This is a genomic window from Streptomyces sp. NPDC026062 (genome assembly GCF_055568375.1).
The window spans coordinates 284487-302179 of record NZ_JBVHOQ010000001.1 but is presented as its reverse complement, the minus strand read 5'-3'; the positions used below and the strand labels follow the sequence as shown (position 1 = coordinate 302179).

16 protein-coding genes are annotated in these 17693 nt (G+C 72.2%); 5 read left to right on the top strand and 11 right to left on the bottom strand.

All coding sequences use genetic code 11. The features are described from left to right. Positions 1-1533 carry an alpha/beta fold hydrolase gene (locus tag ACZ4LX_RS01280; protein WP_467636573.1) on the top strand — a complete coding sequence of 511 codons (1533 nt, stop codon included), beginning with the start codon at positions 1-3 and terminating at the stop codon, positions 1531-1533. Between the two features lie 146 nt (positions 1534-1679). On the opposite strand, the gene ACZ4LX_RS01275 is transcribed toward ACZ4LX_RS01280, so the two are convergent. From ACZ4LX_RS01275 to ACZ4LX_RS01255, 5 genes are all read right to left on the bottom strand, one after another. After that, positions 1680-2117: a VOC family protein gene (locus tag ACZ4LX_RS01275; protein ID WP_467636570.1), complete on the bottom strand. Its 438-nt coding sequence runs from the start codon at positions 2115-2117 to the stop codon at positions 1680-1682. A 232-nt stretch (positions 2118-2349) separates the two neighbouring features. Continuing rightward, positions 2350-4509, bottom strand: coding sequence for a cellulose binding domain-containing protein (locus ACZ4LX_RS01270; protein ID WP_467636567.1), 2160 nt, complete (start codon positions 4507-4509; stop codon positions 2350-2352). A 230-nt stretch (positions 4510-4739) separates the two neighbouring features. After that, positions 4740-4883, bottom strand: a complete 144-nt coding sequence (locus tag ACZ4LX_RS01265; protein WP_467636562.1) for a hypothetical protein — start codon at positions 4881-4883, stop codon at positions 4740-4742. A gap of 190 nt (positions 4884-5073) precedes the next feature. Next, positions 5074-5502 carry an NUDIX domain-containing protein gene (locus ACZ4LX_RS01260; protein ID WP_467636559.1) on the bottom strand — a complete coding sequence of 143 codons (429 nt, stop codon included), beginning with the start codon at positions 5500-5502 and terminating at the stop codon, positions 5074-5076. 127 nt (positions 5503-5629) lie between these two features. Further along, complete coding sequence (locus ACZ4LX_RS01255) at positions 5630-5971, bottom strand: DUF6204 family protein (RefSeq protein WP_467636556.1); 342 nt, start codon at positions 5969-5971, stop codon at positions 5630-5632. A 71-nt stretch (positions 5972-6042) separates the two neighbouring features. Here ACZ4LX_RS01255 and ACZ4LX_RS01250 point away from each other — a divergent pair, with 71 nt between their 5' ends. Together ACZ4LX_RS01250 and ACZ4LX_RS01245 are read left to right on the top strand one after the other, a co-directional pair. After that, on the top strand, positions 6043-6939 hold the full coding sequence (locus ACZ4LX_RS01250) for an arginase family protein (protein WP_467636552.1): 897 nt from the start codon (positions 6043-6045) through the stop codon (positions 6937-6939). Between the two features lie 96 nt (positions 6940-7035). Then, a complete protein-coding gene (locus ACZ4LX_RS01245; RefSeq protein WP_467636549.1) occupies positions 7036-9012 on the top strand; it encodes a DUF5107 domain-containing protein in 1977 nt (658 codons plus the stop codon). A gap of 18 nt (positions 9013-9030) precedes the next feature. On the opposite strand, the gene ACZ4LX_RS01240 is transcribed toward ACZ4LX_RS01245, so the two are convergent. The 3 genes from ACZ4LX_RS01240 to ACZ4LX_RS01230 form a co-directional block, all read right to left on the bottom strand. After that, entirely contained in the window at positions 9031-9384 is a 354-nt protein-coding gene (locus ACZ4LX_RS01240; protein ID WP_467636546.1) for a VOC family protein, read from the bottom strand. Between the two features lie 188 nt (positions 9385-9572). After that, on the bottom strand, positions 9573-10382 hold the full coding sequence (locus ACZ4LX_RS01235) for a class I SAM-dependent methyltransferase (RefSeq protein ID WP_467636543.1): 810 nt from the start codon (positions 10380-10382) through the stop codon (positions 9573-9575). Positions 10383-10594: 212 nt separating this feature from the next. After that, entirely contained in the window at positions 10595-12100 is a 1506-nt protein-coding gene (locus ACZ4LX_RS01230) for a phosphatase PAP2 family protein (RefSeq protein WP_467636538.1), read from the bottom strand. Positions 12101-12360: 260 nt separating this feature from the next. Here ACZ4LX_RS01230 and ACZ4LX_RS01225 point away from each other — a divergent pair, with 260 nt between their 5' ends. Together ACZ4LX_RS01225 and ACZ4LX_RS01220 are read left to right on the top strand one after the other, a co-directional pair. Continuing rightward, positions 12361-13134 (top strand): IclR family transcriptional regulator, encoded by a 774-nt coding sequence (locus ACZ4LX_RS01225; protein WP_467636534.1) that lies wholly within the window; start codon positions 12361-12363, stop codon positions 13132-13134. After that, positions 13131-13982, top strand: a complete 852-nt coding sequence (locus ACZ4LX_RS01220; protein ID WP_467636529.1) for an SMP-30/gluconolactonase/LRE family protein — start codon at positions 13131-13133, stop codon at positions 13980-13982. Before ACZ4LX_RS01225 ends, ACZ4LX_RS01220 begins: the two co-directional genes overlap by 4 nt. 132 nt (positions 13983-14114) lie before the next feature. On the opposite strand, the gene ACZ4LX_RS01215 is transcribed toward ACZ4LX_RS01220, so the two are convergent. The 3 genes from ACZ4LX_RS01215 to ACZ4LX_RS01205 form a co-directional block, all read right to left on the bottom strand. Beyond that, positions 14115-15098 carry a hypothetical protein gene (locus ACZ4LX_RS01215; RefSeq protein WP_467636525.1) on the bottom strand — a complete coding sequence of 328 codons (984 nt, stop codon included), beginning with the start codon at positions 15096-15098 and terminating at the stop codon, positions 14115-14117. Positions 15099-15273: 175 nt separating this feature from the next. Then, the gene (locus tag ACZ4LX_RS01210; RefSeq protein ID WP_467636523.1) at positions 15274-16302 is read right to left on the bottom strand and encodes a zinc-dependent alcohol dehydrogenase; all 1029 of its coding nucleotides are present in this window, start codon (positions 16300-16302) and stop codon (positions 15274-15276) included. Beyond that, the gene (locus tag ACZ4LX_RS01205) at positions 16299-17453 is read right to left on the bottom strand and encodes a mandelate racemase/muconate lactonizing enzyme family protein (protein ID WP_467636519.1); all 1155 of its coding nucleotides are present in this window, start codon (positions 17451-17453) and stop codon (positions 16299-16301) included. Before ACZ4LX_RS01205 ends, ACZ4LX_RS01210 begins: the two co-directional genes overlap by 4 nt. Positions 17454-17693: the final 240 nt, after the last annotated feature.

Sequence of the window (17693 nt, the reverse complement as noted above, 5' to 3'; positions counted from 1 at the left end):
ATGACCGAATTCATCCTGGTGCCGGGCATGTTCACCGGCGCACACGTATGGGAGGGCACCGCTGCCGTGTTGGCCTCGTCGGGCGCAGGGGTGCACACGGTGGCGCTCACCGGCCTCGGCGGGGCCGACGGAGCCGCGACGGACGACGTCGACCTGGAGACGCACATCGCGGATGTGCTCGCGCTGATCGACGCGGTGAGCGCCGGGGCAGGCCGGGACCGGGAGATCGTGCTGGTCGGGCACGACTACGGCGTCCACCCGGTGCTCGGCGCCGCCGACCGCCGGGCGGAACGCATCAGCCGGATCATCTGCCTCGACACGGGGCCGGGCCGGGACGGAGTCCCCGCGCTGGCCGCCGTCGCGGACCCGTCCGCGCGTGAGACGGTGGCCGGGCGCGCCGGTGCGGGCGAAGCCGGTCCGGGCCTGGACGCCCCGGCCCGCGACGAGTGGCAGCGCTGGGGGAGCACCGAGGGCATCGACGATGCCGCACTGGACCGGCTCACCGCACTGTCCTCCCCGCAGCCACTGGGCACGCTGCTCCAGCCGCTGCGGCTGACCGGCGAGGTGGCCTCCGTACCCGTCACGGGCGTGCTGTGCCAGGCGAACGGTTCGAGCATCGAGATGGTGCAGCGGCGGGTGGACCTCGGTGACCCCGTCTTCGTCGCCCTGGCCGCCCCCCAGGTGTCGTTCTTCGAACTGCTCACCGGGCACTGGCCGATGCTCTCCCTCCCGGCCGCGCTCGCCGAGGTCCTGCTGCGGGCAGCCCAGGGCGAAGGGCACCGATTGGTTCCGCCCGGCTCGGGGGAGCCGCCCGCGCACCTGCGGCCGTTCCTGTTGGAGGTGCCGGAGCTGCCGTGCGAGCGGACCGGCAACGTCGATCTGTATCTGCCCGACGCCGACGGTCCCCGGCCCGCGGTGGTGTTCGTGCACGGCGGGCCGGTTCCGGCCGGGGGCACGCCGACCCCGCGCGACTGGCCGGCCCTGAGGGGATACGCCCGCTGCGCGGCGGCCGAGGGAGCGGTCGGCGTGACCCTCGATCACCGACTGCACGACATGGCCGACTACCCTCGCGCCGCCGCGGACGTGGCGGCCGCGTTGGAGCGGGTCCGGGCCGACCCACGGGTGGACGAGGACCGGATCGCGCTGTGGTTCTTCTCGGGAGGCGGCCTCATGGCGGCGGACTGGCTGCGGAAGCCACCGGCCTGGCTGCGCTGCCTGGCGGCCTCCTACCCGATCATGGTTCCGGTGCCGGGCTGGGGGGCGGTCGACAGCCGGTTCCGTCCGGCGGACGCGGTGACGGGCGCGGGGGCGCTGCCCGTCGTACTCACCAGGGTGGGACGCGAGTCACCCGAAATCGCCGCCACCGTCGAGGAGTTCCTGGCCGCGTCCGAGAAGTGCGGGGCGAACGTCGAAGTGGTCGACGTACCGAACGGCCACCACGCCTTCGAGACCCTCGACTCGACGGAGGAGTCACGCCGGGCCGTGCGCCGTGCGATGCGCTCGGTGCTGGTGCATGTGTCTGCCCGAGGCTGAGGATGAGGCTGGGCCGGATCGCTCGCGGACCCGGTGGTCCCCGTGCCGCGTACAGCGCCCGCGTGAGGTGACGCAGGCGCCGCGTCCCACCAACGTCCGGTGCCCGTGCCGGTTCCACCGGCACGGGCACCGGACGGTCCGGCCGCTCAGTCGAGACAGAACTCGTTGCCCTCCACGTCCTGCATGTTGAGGCAGGACTCGTTCTCGTCGTCGGCAAGCAGCAGTTGCCCGCGTACCGCGCCGAGCGGGAGCAGCCGTGCGCACTCGGCCTCGAGCGCGGCAAGGCGCTCCTCACCCACGAGCCCGGTGCCGACCCGTACGTCGAGGTGCACCCGGTTCTTGACGACCTTGCCCTCGGGGACACGCTGGAAGTACATGCGCGGGCCCACGCCCGTGGGATCGGCTGCGACGAACCCCGAAAGCTGCTGCTGTCCGGGCGGCAGGGAGCTCTTGTACGCCTCCCATGAGTCGAACCCCTCCGGTGGCGGCGGCACGACGTACCCGAGCACCTCGCACCAGAAGCGTGCGACGCGCTCGGGTTCCGCGCAGTCGAAGGTGACTTGGAACTGCTTGATCGACGTCATCGGACCACCATAGCGGCGGGGGATTCGGGTCTCCGCAGCCGTCCACCGGGCCGGAAGTCTCCCGCCGTGAACCGGCGACTGATCAGTTCAGGCAGAGGGACTTTCGAGGACGACCCGGTGTGCAGACCAGAGAGCCTGTCACAGAGCTGAGCCGCAAGGAGAAGTGCCTCGATCCTCCCTCGCGTCTGCACCCCGGCACGCCCTCCGGGTGCGCCGGGGTGCAGACGGTGGGTCAGGAGGTGCGGCAGATCGTTCCGTTGAGGGTGAACGTCGTCGGGGCGGGGTTGGCGCCGTCGTTGGCTCCGACGAAGCCGAAGGTGGCGCTGGAGCCGCCGTGCGGGGCCAGCTCGGCGTTGGTGCCGTTGTCGGTCACATGGACGCGCGTGCCCGAGTCGGTGACGTTCGCGTTCCAGGAGCTTTGCACGGACTGGCCGGTGGACGACCAGGTGAAGTCCAGCGTCCAGCCGTTGACCGGGGCGTCACCGACGTTGGAGACGGTGACAGTGGCGACGAATCCGCTGCCCCAGCCGCTGTCCACCCGGTAGTTGACCAGGCAGCTGCTGTCGCGCGGAGCCGTGGTGGCGAAGGTCAGCGGATCGGAGGGGCGCGAGAGGCGGCCGTCGGCGTCCCGGGCGAGAATGTTGACCGTGTGCTCGGAGCCGGGCGGCAGGTTGTGCAGCGTCGCCGAGGTGGAGGTCGAGGTGGCGAGCAGCTGGGCGTTGGCGCCCAGACGTTCGTACACCTCGTAGCGCACCGCCTCGCCGTTCGAGGGGGCCGTCCAGCTCACCGTCGCTGTGGCGCTGTCCACGGCGGTGGTCTTCGGGGCGCCGGGTGCGCCGACCGAGGCCGCGGCGGCGTGCGGGGCGACGGTGATCGTGGTGATCGAGTACGGCGGCAACAACTGGTGGCCCCCGCCGGTGGGGGCCACCTGGGTGACATCGGTGTCGCCGCGGCCGTAACGGTGGACCACCGGTGCCTGGGTGGTGGGCGTATATCCGGCGTAACTGATCTCCACAGTCGCGGAGTTCAGCGGGTCCTTGTTGATGAGCATCACGCTCAGCGTGCCGTCGGCCCGGTGCACGGCGTGCGCGGAGACCTGGTCGCTGTCAGTGGAGGAGGCGACCATCGTGTCACCGGGACGACCCAGCTTCGTCAGCGACTTGATGCCGAAGTACGGGTGGAACGGCGTGTTCACGGCCGGCTGGCAGACGTCGCCGACGCAGCCGCCGCTGGAGAGCAGGCCGAAGTCGTTGAAGTCGGTGTCGCCGTCCACCGTCCCCACCTCGGTGGGCCCGTTGTGGACGTTCCACCAGTCGACGTTGAAGACGCCGTTCTCCAGCGCCGTCATGTAGGTGTCCGCGGCGAACAGGCCGTTGGGGCGGCTGTTCATCTGGACGTTGGAGTTGACCTCGGTGAGCGCGATGCCGATCTCCGACGAGCGTTCCCCGGCGTACTGGTCGATCTGCCGGCGGACCTCGCGGAGCTGCCCGGGCAGCCGGGCGGTCCGGTCCAGGGCCTCGTCGGCGGTGGCGCCGCCCGGGTAGGAGTGCACGATGGCGAAGTCGATCGCCCCGGCGACCGCGGACAGCACGGTGTGGTTCCAGTCGGCCGAGTCGCCCGGGCCGGTGATGCCGTCCGGCCAGTCGCCCGGCGTGGTCAGCACGGCGCCGATCTTGATCGTCGGGTCGACGGCCTTCATCGCACCGGCGTAGGCGAGGACGTTGCGGGCGTACTCGCGCGGGCTCTTGTCCGGGTGGTCGTCGGCCTCCCAGCCGCCGCCGTAGTGGCCGTTGCCGTAGATCTCGTTGCCGATCTCCCAGTACTTTGCCCCGTAGCCGCGGGTGACGTTGGCGTACCGGACCCAGTCGGCGGCCTCCTGCGGGGTGCCGGTGCCGTAGTTGGCGATGATCACCGGCTGGGAGCCGGATGCGCGGACGCTGCCCATGAACTCGTCGAAGGTGGTGCCGGGAGCCACGTAGCCGCCCGGGGCGGTGTGGTCCTTCCAGTGGTAGATGTCGCCGTAGGAGCCGCCCGGGTAGCGCATCATGCCGACACCCGCCTCGCCCAGCAGGCCGGTCACCTCGGGGTCGTTCATGTGCGAGTCCCAGAGCGCGTGGTTGACCCCGAACGCCTCCTTGCCGATGGTGCCGAGACCGACCCCCGCGTTGACGGAGACCTCGACGGCCGACGCCTCGTCGGCGGTCGTAGCCGCTGCGGCCGGGACCGCGGTGGTCCGGCCGGTCGCGGCGGGCGCCGGGGGAGCGGCGGCGAGAGCGGCGACCGTGGCCAGGGCGCAGACGAGCACCGCGGCGGGGCGTCTGCCCGCGGTTCGTCCGGTCCTGCGGCCCGGCCGGCCTAACCGGCCGGTGGCGGGAAGGTGTGCGAGCGGCATGACGTGTCCTCCTCGGGCGAGCGTCGCGTCGGTCGGCAGGACGCCCGGTGTGAGTGGTCGGTGGATGCCGGGTGCGACACCCGTGGGAGCGCTCCCACGATGATGCAGTGGAGACATGACCGCGTCAATGGTGCGGACGAGGGCATCCCGGTCTCCCGGCCGCCGCGCGGCGAGCCGTTCGGCCTCCGCGTGCCACCCGTCGGGCGGAGGCGGAACGGTGACGTGGGCGGTCAAGTGGTCCGGGCGCAGTCCCAGCCGGCGCGGACGACGGGGTGGACGCGGATCTCGGTCACGCGCTGCCGGGCGCCTGCCTCCTCGTCGGGGCCGGGGTACTGGAGGAGGTCCAGGCGGATCTCCTCGGCGGCGGACGGCATCAGTCGCTGCCGCGCTCGCTCGGTCGGGCGAGGGGGGCAGCTGCCGGACGCGGGGCGCCCGTGGTGCTCCGGCCACGCCTTGGGGTACGGGAACCGGACAACCGGTCGCATGGATGGGGCGAAGCTCTCGCCGCGTGCACCCGCAGCACGCCGGGAGAGCTTCGACCGGCTCCTGATCAGCGGCCTGGGCTCATAGTCCGATGGCCGACTTGGGCCCCATGTAGGACCCGGCCCCCGGGAATCCCTCCCGGCACAGCTTCACGAACAGGTCGCTGAAGCCCAGGGCGGTCAGTGCGCCCAGGCCGACGAACTCCACACTGCGAATCGGCCGGGTGTCCGCACCCTCCGCGATGTTCCCGATTGTCCCGCCCGTCCGGCGGGCCTCGAAAGTCAGGTGAACGACATGCGCAGCGATGTTGTCGCACAGGTACAGCAACCGGCCGACCTCGACGTCGACTCCGGTCTCCTCTCGCACTTCTCGAATCAACGCTCCGCCCAGTGACTCTCCGTCCTCAACCTTTCCCCCCGGCAAGGACCAGGACCGGGCTCCATCGGTGTCCTGGTCCAGCACCAGGAGCTTGCCGTCCTCGATGACGATGGCCGTCACGCGTGTATGCATGCGCGGAAGCTACGGCCCTCCCGGCACCCCTGGGGAGCACGCCAGCGAACATGCAGCACCAATGAAGGCCTGTGACAGAGCTGAAAGGAGTGAAGCACAGGAGCAATCGCCCCGTCGGAACTCCGCCCTACCCCCGCCGCCCCTTGAAGTTGATCTTCATGGTGTCCATGTCCGTCGCGGTGGAGCGCAGTTCACCGTGCCCGTAACCGGCCTTCCGCAGGGCCGTCTCCGCGCGGTCCTCGGCGATCGCGCCCGCCATCTCCTCGCCGTCGGCGGCGTCCGACACCACCACGTACCGGAAGCTGAAGTGCTTGAGCACACGGTCATAGGTCAGCGACCCCTCCTCGCTGAACTGCATCGCTGCCAGACCGTGCTCCTCGACCTCCGAGAGCAGCCGCTCGCGGGCCTGCTCGGTGAGCCCCTCCCACGTGCCGCGCACGATCACTCGGTACGTGTGCTGCGTGCCCATCGTGTCCGCCGTTCCTGTCGTATCCCGCAAACCGGTTGAGCGGCCAGCCTACGACGCGGAGGATGGGGCGCATGCGGAATATCGTGGTGCTCGACGCCCCCTCCAACCTGGGACTCCGCCCGCCGGCCCCCGGCACCGTACCGGGCTGCTACAAGCTCGCGGGCGCACTGCGGGAGCAGCGGATCCTGGAGCGGACCGGCGCGTCCGAGGGCGGGGTCGTCGTGCCGCCCCGCTACGACCGGGGTGCGTGGCAGGAGGGGGACGGCGTCTTCAACGCCGCCGCCATCGCCCGGTACACCCGCACGCTCGCCGACCGTGTCGAACAGCATGTGCGCGCCGCCGAGTTCCCTCTCGTCCTGGGCGGTGACTGTTCCATCCAGCTGGGTGCCTCGCTCGCCCTGCGCCGGATCGGCCGGTACGGACTGGTCTCGGTCGACGGGTCCGCCGACTTCCGCCACGTCGGCAACGGCGACGGGGTCGGTGCCGCGGCCGGTGAGGAGCTGGCCATCGCCACCGGCCGGGGACAGGACGACCTCGCCGGGCTGGAAGGGCTGCGGCCCTATCTCCGCGACGAGGACGTGCGGGTGCTCGGCATCCGTGACTACGACACGGACCGTGCCGAGCTCGCCGAGCTGAAGATCCCGGTGGCGACCGTCGGCGAGATCCGTGAGCAGGGCGCCGCCGCTCTGGCGGGCGAAGTCGTGCGGAGCCTGGAGAGCCCGGCCCTCGACGGTTTCTGGGTCCACCTGGACGCCGATGTGCTCGACCCCTCCGTCATGCCCGCCGTCGACAGCCCGGACGACGGCGGCCTGCTCCCCGGGGAACTGGGCCCCCTGCTGCGGACACTGGTTGGCTCGCCGCGCTGTGTCGGCCTCAACGTCACGGTCTACGACCCCGATCTCGACCCGGACGGCACCGCGGGCGCGCTGCTCGCCGACCTGGTCGTCGCGGCTTTTGCAGAAGTCTGACGGCTGATCCCCTGGTCCGGGCGGCGTCGAGCGTGTTCCATGGTCATCGGGGGGCGCCCGGACCTGCGGCGGCCCGCGCGAGGGAGCGAGGTTGCCTTGGCCACCACCGTACGACGCACCGTACTGACCCTGCCCGCGGCGGCGACGGGCCCTGAGAACCCGCTGCCCGCGCTGCGGCCGCTCGACGAGACGCATGCCATCGACGACCGCGACCGGGCCGGCCTGCCCCGCGACATGGCCCGCCAGCTCGGCCACGCACCCCTGGCAACCGTTCTTCCCGTGCGGATCCTCGACGGCTACGGACGCGAGCGCACCCCCACGGACCTGGACGCGATCGTCATCGAGAACGACCGGCTGCGGGCCACCGTGCTCCCCGGGCTGGGCGGACGTGTCCACTCCCTCTTCCACAAGCCGACCGGCCGCGACCTCGTCTACACCAACCCCGTGCTCCAGCCCGCCGATTTCGCGCTCAACGGCGCCTGGTTCTCCGGCGGTATCGAATGGAACATCGGCGCCACGGGCCACACCACGCTGTCCTGCGCCCCCCTGCACGCCGCCCGGGTCCCGGCTCCGGACGGGGGCGAGATGGTCCGGCTGTGGGAGTGGGAACGGCTGCGCGACCTGCCGTTCCAGGTCGATCTGTGGCTGCCGGACGACTCCGACTTCCTTCATGTCGGTGTACGGATACGCAACCCGCACGAACACCCCGCGCCCGTCTACTGGTGGTCCAACATCGCTGTCCCGGAAGGCGAGGGGACCCGGGTGATCGCGCCCGCGGACGAGGCCTGGCACTTCGGGTACGAACGGGCACTGACCCGGGTCGCGATGCCCGAGACCGGGGGCGTCGACCGTACGTACCCGCTGCGCGGCGACTTCCCGGCGGACTACTTCTACGAGGTCCCCGACGGCGCCCGGCGCTGGATCGCCTCCCTCGACGAGCACGGCCACGGCCTCGTCCAGACCTCCACCGACCTGCTGCGCGGACGCAAGCTCTTCCTCTGGGGCAGCGGGTCCGGCGGCCGTCGCTGGCAGGAGTGGCTCACCGAACCGGGCACCACCGGCTACGCCGAGATCCAGGCCGGGCTCGCCCGCACCCAGCTGGAGCACGTACCGCTGGAGCCCGGGGGCGAGTTCAGCTGGCTGGAGTCGTACGGGCCGCTGGCCGCCGATCCCGCCACCGTGCACGGAGACGACTGGGCCGCGGTCCGTGCCGAGACCGGGCAGCGGCTCGAAGAGGCGCTGCCGCGCGAAGCCGTGGACGCCGCGTACGAGGCATGGCGGGGCAGCGCCGACACGGAGCCGGGCGAGATCCTGGCCATTGGCTCGGGCTGGGGCGCCCTCGAAGTGCGGCGCGGCGGGTACGGGCTGCCCGGCACCCCGTTCACGGAGTCCATGCTCGGCGCGCAGCAGGAGCCCTGGATCGGACTGCTGGACCAGGGCGCCTTCCCCGAACCGGACGGCGTCGCCCCGCCCGGTCCCAGTCTTGTCTCCCCGCACTGGCGCGACATGCTGGAGACGGCCTCCGCCGAACCGCTCACCGAGTACCACCTGGGCGTTGCCCAGTGGCATGCCGACGACCGGGCCCAGGCGGTCCGCAGCTGGGAGCGCGGCCTCGCGATCGCCCCGTCGCGCTGGCCGCTGCTGCGCTGTCTCGCCGTCGCCGCCCAGGAGAGCGGCCAGCGGGACCGGGCAGCCGACTACTACACGGAGGCGTTCGACGGCCTGTGCGCGGAGCGCCGCGACGACGAGCCCTGGACCGCCGCCACGGCGGCCCTCGGCAGGGAGGCGATCGAGGTACTGCTGACCGCCGGCCGCACCACCGCGGCCCGCACGGTCTGGACCGGACTGCTGCCGGAGATCCGCACCAGGGGCCGCTTCCGTCTGCTGGAGGCGCGCCTCCTGCTCGCGGAGGGCGACCGGGAGGCCGCCCGTGCCCTGTTCGACGCGGGCTTCGAGGTCGCCGATCTGCGCGAGGGCGCGGAGATCCTGGACGAGGTGTGGGCCGAACTCACCGGAACGACCGGTGAACCGCTGCCGGATGTGTACAACTACCGCATGCGGCCCAGGGACTGACGGAGGAGAGGGCGTCGCTCAGACGGTTCGGTTGCGGTCGACGTACTCGAAGACCGAACCGTCCGGGTGCACCGCGATCAGATTACGGCCGGCCGGGGTGGGCACCGGGCCCGCGATGACGCGGGCACCGACCCGGGTCAGGGCGGTGTGAGCCTCGTCGACGTCCTTCACCGCGATCGTCGCGGTCACCTTGCGCAGGATCTCCAGCTCGGACTCGGGGCCGCTCATCAGGAGAAAGCAGCCGATGGCGGCGACGGACACCCCGCCGCGCTCGAAGCGCAGCGCCGAAGTCGCCGTCAGGTCCTCGTAGAAGACCACCGCGGCCTCCAGGTCGTCGACGCAGATACGCAGCGTGGTTCCCATGATCTCCATGCCGAACAGGGTAGTTGGCCGGTCAGCCGCGTGTGATCGGTTCGGCGGGAGGGGGCCGGGCGGCCTGTGGGGCCGGGATGGCCCGGCCGGTCGGCCGGGGCTGCGTGGACCGGTGGTTCCGGCAGCCCCGGCCCGGGTTCGGACCGGCCCGGGTTCGGACCTGCCCCAGGATCGGACCGGCCCGGGGGTCAGGCCCGGCAGAGGATCTCGCCGTGCGGGACCATGAACCAGCCGTCTCCCTGTTCGCCCCAGCTGCGCCAGGCCTCGGCGATCGCGGTGAGTTCGCCGGTCGTCGCGTGGCCGCCGTCGACCGCCAGCTTCGCGTAGACCGAGCCGACGGTACGGTCCGCCCACAGACCGCTCCACCAGTCCCGGCTCTCCGGCGTGGCGAAGCACCACGAGGCGGCCGTCGGGGTGATGTCGGTGAAGCCCGCCTCGCGTGCCCAGGAGAGCAGCCGGCGTCCCGCGTCCGGCTCGCCGCCGTTGGCCCGTGCCACGCGCGCGTACAGCTGCTGCCAGGCGTCCATGACGGGCGACTCGGGGAACCAGCTCATGGCCGCGTAGTCGCTGTCGCGGGCCGCGACGATGCCGCCGGGGCGGCACACCCGCCGCATCTCGCGCAGTGCCCGCACCGGGTCGCCGACGTGCTGGAGCACCTGATGGGCGTGGACCACGTCGAACGAGTCGTCGGGGAAATCCAGGTCATGGACATCCGCGACGGCGAACTCGACGTTTTCCAGGCCTCGTTCGGACGCGACGTCGGCGGCCTGGGCGAGGATCTCCTGGGTGGTGTCGACGGCCGTCACGCGGCCCGGGGCGACCAGTGCCGCCAGGTCCGCGGTGATGGTGCCGGGACCGCACCCGACATCCAGCACGTCCATGCCGGAGCGGAGTTCGCCGACGAGGTAGGCCGCGGAATTGGCGGCGGTGCGCCAGCGGTGCGAGCGCAGCACCGACTCGTGGTGGCCGTGGGTGTAGACGGCGGTCTCCTTCGGCATGACCGTGCATCCTCTCTCGAACGCGAACCGCGAAACGCGGGCCGCAAAGCGCTGATCGGTACGGCCACCGTATGCCCTGATGCCGAATAATGAGATAGCAATCTTGCTATGTGGACATCGCTCGTACGGGTCCAGCCTGTGGTGCGGGCGCACGCGAAAGGGCGGCCGAATCGGTGCCGGCCGCCCTTTCGCTCAGCCCGACCGGGCTGGGCTCACGCCGGTCGCGGGCAGTAGACCGTCAGTGCCTCCGGCAGCTTGTCGATCATCAAGTCGCCCTGGCTGTGCGCTACTTCACCGTCGTACGCGTAGGGGGTGCCGGGCTTCAGTCCGGCGACGCGGATGCGTTGACGCCGGACGGCGGCGTGGATGGGGGAGCGGGTCAGGGGGCCGGCGACGGCGGCCGCCAGCAGCCTCAGGCCGGGTGTCCGGCCTCCGTGCACGACCCGTACATCCAGCAGTCCGTCCGCGAGATTGTGCCGTCGGCCGGGTGCCGGGCCGACCCGCCGGAACATTCCGTTGCCGACGAAGAGCAGCCACAGAGGCCTTCGCCTGCCCTGTAGTTCGGCCTCCAGCGGACGCTCGCCGCGTAGCACCTCGAAGGCCGCGAGGACGCCGGCCGGCCAGCCTCCGATTCGCGGGGACCAGCGCTCACGGGTGCGCACGAGCTCCGGGTAGACGCCCAGGCTGAAGGCGTTGACGAAGTAGCCGGGGGCGCCCTCGGGTCCGTCCGGTCCTGGTCGGAAGCGCCCCAGGTCCGCCCGGACCGCGCTTCCCGAGGCGAGCGCGGCGCAGGCGTCGGCCACGGTCTCGATGCCCAGGTCGTACGCGAAGTGGTTCAGCGTCCCGCCGGGGAACACGGCGAGCGGCAGGCCGTGCACGGCGGCCACCGCCGCCGCCCGGTTGACCGTGCCGTCACCCCCGCACACCCCCAGAGCCCGGCCTCGGCCCGCCGCCTTCTCCAGCTCGGCCGAGAGCTCGGCCGGGGGGCACTCCACCACTTCGGCGTTCGGCAGGGCGTCGCGGACGAGCGACGCCGTGGCCGTCGCCGTCCCCGACTCCTGGTTGACGACGACGACCAGATCCTGGCCGTCCGGCAGTGCGGGCGCGTCGGCGGGCGGCCGGCCCGGCGCGGGCAGCTGCCCCCGGGTCGGCACGATGCCGCGCAGGGCGAACGCCGCCCCTATGCCGAGTGCGGCACCGGCCAGCACATCGCCCGGGTAGTGGACTCCGGTATAGACGCGGGAGGCGGCCACCGACAGGGCGACGGGAGCGACGACCGCCCCCCAGCCCTTCGATTCGAGCGCCACCCCGGTGGCGAACGCGGCGGCCGACGCGGCGTGCCCCGACGGGAAGGACGTGGTGACCGGCTGACGCTTCAGCTGCCGTATCACCGGCACGGCGTCCAGTATCGGCCGCTCGCGGCGGACCGCCCCCTTGCCGACCGTGTTGATCGCCGCCGAGGCCACCGCCAGTGAGGCGATCCCGCGCAGTGCCGCCCGCCTGGCCCGGGCGCTGCCGCCGAAGGCCGCCATGCCGGCCGCCGCGCCGAACCACAGCAGCCCGTGATTGGCGCTGCGGCTGAGCCTCGGCAGCACGGGCCCGGCGGCAGGCCAGTGGCGCTGGGCCAGGTTCTGGAAGGCCGCCAGATCGCTTCGGCGCAGGGCGCCCCGCAGCCCGGTGGGCCGCGGCAGAGGTGAAGGCAAGTTCGGTGAAGACATGGAACAGCGAATACCCTGCCCGCCCCCGCCGAACCGGCAGGCGCGCCCGGACCGGGTGCGCGAGCCCCCGCGAAGGGGGTGCCGGGTGACACTCTTCATCTGTCATATGCGTAGAAAACGGTGTGAAAGCTGTGTATCCGTACGGGCGTCCGGTGTCACAGGTCACCTCGTCATTGCCCCGTAAGTGCGCCACGTCTAGCCTGTGTTCGTGATGCCGGTCACTGGCCGGAATGTCGAACACGAGAGGGTGGTGCACGACCATGGGGCGACTCGTCCCCGCGGTGACCCGGGCGCTGGATGTACTCGAACTCTTCCTCCACGGCGACGGAACGCTCTCCGCGCCGGAGGTGACCCGCAAGCTCCAGTTGCCGCGCACCACCGTCCATGAGCTGCTGACCACGCTCGCCGCCCGCTCGTATCTGGTCACGATCCCCGACCAGCCCGGCCGCTACCGCCTCGGCGTCCGCACCTACCAGCTCGGCAGCCGGTACGCCGAGCAGCTGGATCTCGCCGCCGAGGGCCAGCAGGTGGCCCGGCAGGTCGCGGAGACCTGCGGCGAGACGGTCCATGTGGCGATCCTGGAGGGGACCGACGTCATCTACATCGCCAAGGTGGACTCCACCCACGCGGTCCGGATGGTGTCGGCGGCCGGCCGCAAACTGCCCGCCCACTGCACATCGGTCGGCAAGATGCTGCTCGCGGCACTGCCCGGCCGGGAGCTCGACGCCCGCCTCGACGGTCTCGAACTGACCGGGATGACGCCCGACAGCATCACCGACGAAGAGGAACTGCGAGCGGCCCTCGCCACGGTGCGGGAACGCGGCATCGCGGTGGAGCACCGGGAGTCCAACCCCGACGTGAGCTGTGTCGCCGCACCGGTACGTGACCGGTCGGGCCGGGTCGTCGCCGCGCTCTCCGTCTCCGTCCCCATGATCCGCTGGAGCGAGGAACGCGAGGCCGAACTCGCCGCTCTCGCGGCCGAGGGCGCCGACGCGCTCTCCGGCCGCCTCGGCCACCACCGGAGGGAGATGTGAGCCGCCCGCGCCTCGACATCGCCGTACGGGAACACGCCGCACTCGGGGAGGGCCCGACCTGGGACCCGGTCTCCGGGCGGCTGATCTGGGTCGACATCCTCTCCGCCCGGATCCACACCTACGACCCGGCCGACGGCCGACGGACCGTCATGGCCACCGAACAGCATGTCGGCGCGGCAAAGCCACGGGCCGGCGGTGGCCTCGTCGTCAACCTGCGTGACGGCATCGGCCTCTACGACGCGGACGGCGCCTTCGGCTGGCTCGTCCACGACGCCGAGCCGGGACGCCGCGGGAACGACGCCGCGGTGGCACCGGACGGGGCGCTGTGGGCGGGCACCATGCGGTACGACGACTCGGAGGTCGGCGGCAGCCTCACCCGCTTCGCCCCCGACGGCACGGCCACCAGGGTGCTGCCGTTGGTGGCCTGCAGCAACGGCACCGGCTGGAGTCCGGACGGCCGGCTGATGTACTACATCGACACGCCGACCCGCCGGATCGACGTCTTCGACGTGGACGGCGAACAGGTCACCGGCAGGCGCCCGTTCGCGACCGTGGAGGACGGCGCGGGCTACCCCGACGGTCTGACGGTCGACGCGGCCGGGGCCGTCTGGGTCGCCCTGTGGGACGGTGCCGCGCTGCGCCGCTACACCCCCGACGGAAAGCTGGACCGGGTCGTCGGACTGCCGGTGCGACGGCCCACGGCCTGCGCCTTCGGCGGCCGGGACCTGCGCGACCTCTACGTCTCGACCGCCCGTACCGGCCTTGAGGCACCGCACCCGCTCTCGGGGTCGCTGCTGGTCCTGCCGGGCATCGGCAGGGGCATGCCCGGCACGGCCTTCGCGGGCTGAGGCGCCGGAGGCATCCCGCCCCGGACCGGGCCGTCCCGGGCTGTCAGGGGCCGCACCGGGGCCGGCCGTGGGGGAGCGGGTCCCGGCGGGAGACTCCGGGCGGGTCCGGTTCATGGACCCGCCCAGCCGTGGTCACCGCGCCGGGAAGCGCAGCAGAGAGCCCGGCAGCCGGGAGCCCAGCGGCGACATGTTCCCGTCGGCGCCGTGCCGGGCCAGCAGATCCAGGACCAGCCGGCCGCGCCGGACCCGCTCGCGCGCCGTGTCCAGGGTGACATCGCGCATGTGGGCGCCGTACGGGTAGATGCCGGGCGCCTTGGACAGGCCGAACTTGAGGTAGAGCGGGGCACCGCGCCGGATCAGCTCGGCCGCCTCGTACATCCGGACATAGCCGCCGAGGTCGTCCGGAGCCTCGATGTACAGGTCCATCGGAGCGGCCGAAACCCTGCGGATCTCACTGAAGTGAGCGAGCGTCAGGTCCGACGGAATGTTGATGGAGTCCGCCCCGAGCTGCTCGTACACGGCGAACGAGGCGGGGTTCACCGGGCCGACCAGGGCCGACAGCTTGAACGTCGTATCGGCGGGCAGTACGCCCTGCTCACGCAGCCGGTGCAGGGTCCAGAGCACCCCCTCGTCCGCCACCAGCAGGCACTTCACGCCCAGCGCTGAGGCGCGCAGGGCGTCCTCGACACAGCCGGCCAGGGCGTCGTGGCCACGGGCGCGCAGCCCGGCCCCGCCCGAATCGGTGCGGAACGAGGCCCCGGTGTCCCAGCTGCCGCGTGGACCGGTGAACAGGCAGAGCTCGATGCCGCGTTCGTCGCAGCCCCCGACCATGTCGGTGATCTCGGCGTCGCTGAGCATCCAGATGCCGCTACCCTGGCTGATCCGGTGCACGGGGACGTCGAGCCGCGCGCTCTCCTTCAGTACGACGGACAGTGCTTCGGGGCCCTCGACGGACGGGATCTCGGTCCGCCAGGTGCCACCGTCGGGAAAGGCGTGCGGAGAGGCGTCGGCGGGGTCCGTCGCGCGGGCGCCGAGCCCGAGCGCGGTGAGCACGGGCTCACCCGGGCGCCGGACGCCGGCAGGGGATCCGGACGGGGCGGAGGATGCGGAGGTCATGAGCGACCTTTCGTGTTCGGTGGGTCGGACAAGGTTCGAGAAAGAGGGTGAAGGGCGGGCCGGGGCGGCAGTACGTCGGCGCCACGGCCCGTGGCGCACGCCCGCCGCGAGCCCGGCGTGATCCGACGAAAGGGTCCCCAAGGGCTTGTCCCGCCAGGAATTGCGGGACAGCCCCTCAGGGGCGCATCAGCACCTTCCCCGTCCCCGCGTCGCCGCCCCCGACCAGCGCCATGGCATCCGCGAACCGTTCGAGCGGGAACTCGTGCGTGATCAGCACCGCCGGATCGAGCAGCCCCGTGGTGAACGCCCGCACCGCGTACGACCAGGACGCGGAGGACGCCCCGAACACGCTGCGCACCGTGAGCTGACTCACCGACAGGTGCACCGGGTCGATGCCGACGGCCCCCGGCGCGAACATCCCCGTGAGGACGACCCGGCCGCCGCGCCGCGCGAGCAGGCAGGCGTCGGCCGCGGTGGTCGCGGCCCCCGCCGTCTCCACCACCAGGTCGTACCGGCCGCGCATCTCCGCGGCCTCCTTGGGAGCCAGGGCCTCGCTCGCCCCGAAGCGCAGTGCCTGGCGGGCCCGTTCGTCCCTCGGGTCGATCACCGTCAGCTCCCCGGGCGACACCGCGGCCAGCAGCTGGACCGCGAGCAGCCCGAGAGTGCCCGCGCCCACCACGGCGACCCGTTCGCCCGGCTCGGGTGCCCCGGCCCGCACCGCCGCGGCGACCACGGCCGCGGGCTCCAGCAGGGCGGCGGCGCGCAGGTCGGCGTCGTCGGCCAGTGGGTGCAACAGCCGTGCGGGCAGCACGACATGATCGGCGAACGCCCCGGGACGGGTGAAGCCCGTCTCGTCGTACCCCGAGGTGCACAGCGAGGTCTCGCCGCTGCGGCAGCGCTCACAGCTCCCGCAGGACCGGAAGCCCTCGGCGACCGTGCGCCGGCCGGTCAGGGCGGGATCGACACCCGGGCCCACCGCCTCGACGGTGCCCGCCCACTCGTGACCGGGCACCATCGGGTAGCGCACGTAGCCGGGGTCGCGACGGCCGTCGTACACCTCCCGGTCGCTCATGCAGATCCCGGCCGCCGCCACCCGTACCCGGACCTCGCCGGGTCCTGGTTCGGGGACCGGGCCGGACACCAGGCGGTGGCCGCCCGGCCGGTCGATCGTGATCGCCCGTGAGCGGGCGGGTCCGTCACTCACTTGGGCTGCCTCTTCTCCCAGCCGTCGGCCCACAGGTCGAACCGGGCCTGCTGCTGCGGGAATTCGGCGGCGGCGTTCACATCGAGCTCCACACCGAGGCCGGGCGCGTCGGAGAGCTCGAAGCAGCCGGTCGCGGGGTCGACCTGCGGGGCGCCGCGTACGACCTTCTTGATGTCGGCGTCCGCGAAGTCGTTGAAGTGCTCAAGGATCTTGAAGTTGGGGGTGCAGCCCGCGACCTGGAGGCTGGCCGCCGTCAGCACCGAGCCGCCGACGTTGTGCGGGGCGATCAGCGTGTAGTGGGTCTCGGCCGTCGCGGCGAGCTTCCTGGTCTCCAGGATGCCGCCGATGTGGCCGACGTCCGGCTGGATGATGTCGGCGGCCTGCGACTCGAAGAGCTCACGGAACTCGACGCGGTCGTGGATGCGTTCGCCCGTCGCGATCGGCATGTCGACCTTGCCCGCCACCTTGGCGAGCGCCTTGAGGTTCTCCGGCGGCACCGGCTCCTCCAGCCAGGCCGGCCGGAACGGGGCCATCTCGTGGGCGATCCGTACCGCGGTCGAGGGGCTGAAGCGGCCGTGCATCTCCAGCATCAGCTCGGTGTCGGGGCCGATGGCGTCCCGGACCGCCTCGATCAGCGACACGGAGTACCGGGTCTCCTCCTGGCCCAGCTCGAAGTGGCCCGTCCCGAACGGGTCGATCTTCAGCGCCCGGTAGCCGCGCGCCACGACCGCCGAAGCGGCCTCGTGGTACGCCTCCGGGGTGCGCTCGGTCGTGTACCAGCCGTTGGCATACGCCTTGACCCGGTCGGTGACCTTCCCGCCGAGCAGCTGCCAGACCGGGACGCCGAGGGCCTTGCCCTTGATGTCCCAGCAGGCCATCTCGACGACCGCGATGCCGGACATCACGATCTCGCCGGCCCGCCCGTAGTCGCCGTACTTCATCCGGCGTACCAGGTCCTCGACGGCGAACGGGTCCGAACCGGCGATGTGGTTGGCCTCCGCCTCGCGCAGATAGCCGATGAGCGCGTCGGTGCGGCCGAGCATCCGGGTCTCGCCCACGCCGGTGAGACCCTCGTCGGTATGGACCTGCACATAGGTGAGGTTGCGCCAGGGTGTTCCGACCACATGTGTGCTGATTCCGGTGATACGCACGGGAGTTGCCCCTCGACTTGTTCGATATTTCGTCACTCGTTCGAAATCCTGGCGTGACCGTAATGACGCGGCAGGGCGAGTGTCAATGGGGCCGTCGCGGTGCGGTGCGGTCGCCCTGCCGCCGGGCGTCCCCGCCGAGGCCGTGGTACGGCCGGGGGCAGCTTCGCGGTAGCGCAGGCGCCCGGCTCCGTTCCCTCGTATAAAGGGCCGGAGGGCCAGTGAGCGAGCGGCGGCGAAGGA

Bases quoted from the DNA above. Each gene is read 5' to 3' on its own strand.
- ACZ4LX_RS01280 (WP_467636573.1), top strand. From the start codon at position 1: ATGACCGAATTCATCCTGGTGCCGGGCATGTTCACCGGCGCACACGTA.
- ACZ4LX_RS01275 (WP_467636570.1), bottom strand. From the start codon at position 2,117: ATGACGTCGATCAAGCAGTTCCAAGTCACCTTCGACTGCGCGGAACCC.
- ACZ4LX_RS01270 (WP_467636567.1), bottom strand. From the start codon at position 4,509: ATGCCGCTCGCACACCTTCCCGCCACCGGCCGGTTAGGCCGGCCGGGC.
- ACZ4LX_RS01265 (WP_467636562.1), bottom strand. From the start codon at position 4,883: ATGCCGTCCGCCGCCGAGGAGATCCGCCTGGACCTCCTCCAGTACCCC.
- ACZ4LX_RS01260 (WP_467636559.1), bottom strand. From the start codon at position 5,502: ATGCATACACGCGTGACGGCCATCGTCATCGAGGACGGCAAGCTCCTG.
- ACZ4LX_RS01255 (WP_467636556.1), bottom strand. From the start codon at position 5,971: ATGGGCACGCAGCACACGTACCGAGTGATCGTGCGCGGCACGTGGGAG.
- ACZ4LX_RS01250 (WP_467636552.1), top strand. From the start codon at position 6,043: ATGCGGAATATCGTGGTGCTCGACGCCCCCTCCAACCTGGGACTCCGC.
- ACZ4LX_RS01240 (WP_467636546.1), bottom strand. From the start codon at position 9,384: ATGGAGATCATGGGAACCACGCTGCGTATCTGCGTCGACGACCTGGAG.
- ACZ4LX_RS01235 (WP_467636543.1), bottom strand. From the start codon at position 10,382: ATGCCGAAGGAGACCGCCGTCTACACCCACGGCCACCACGAGTCGGTG.
- ACZ4LX_RS01230 (WP_467636538.1), bottom strand. From the start codon at position 12,100: ATGTCTTCACCGAACTTGCCTTCACCTCTGCCGCGGCCCACCGGGCTG.
- ACZ4LX_RS01225 (WP_467636534.1), top strand. From the start codon at position 12,361: ATGGGGCGACTCGTCCCCGCGGTGACCCGGGCGCTGGATGTACTCGAA.
- ACZ4LX_RS01215 (WP_467636525.1), bottom strand. From the start codon at position 15,098: ATGACCTCCGCATCCTCCGCCCCGTCCGGATCCCCTGCCGGCGTCCGG.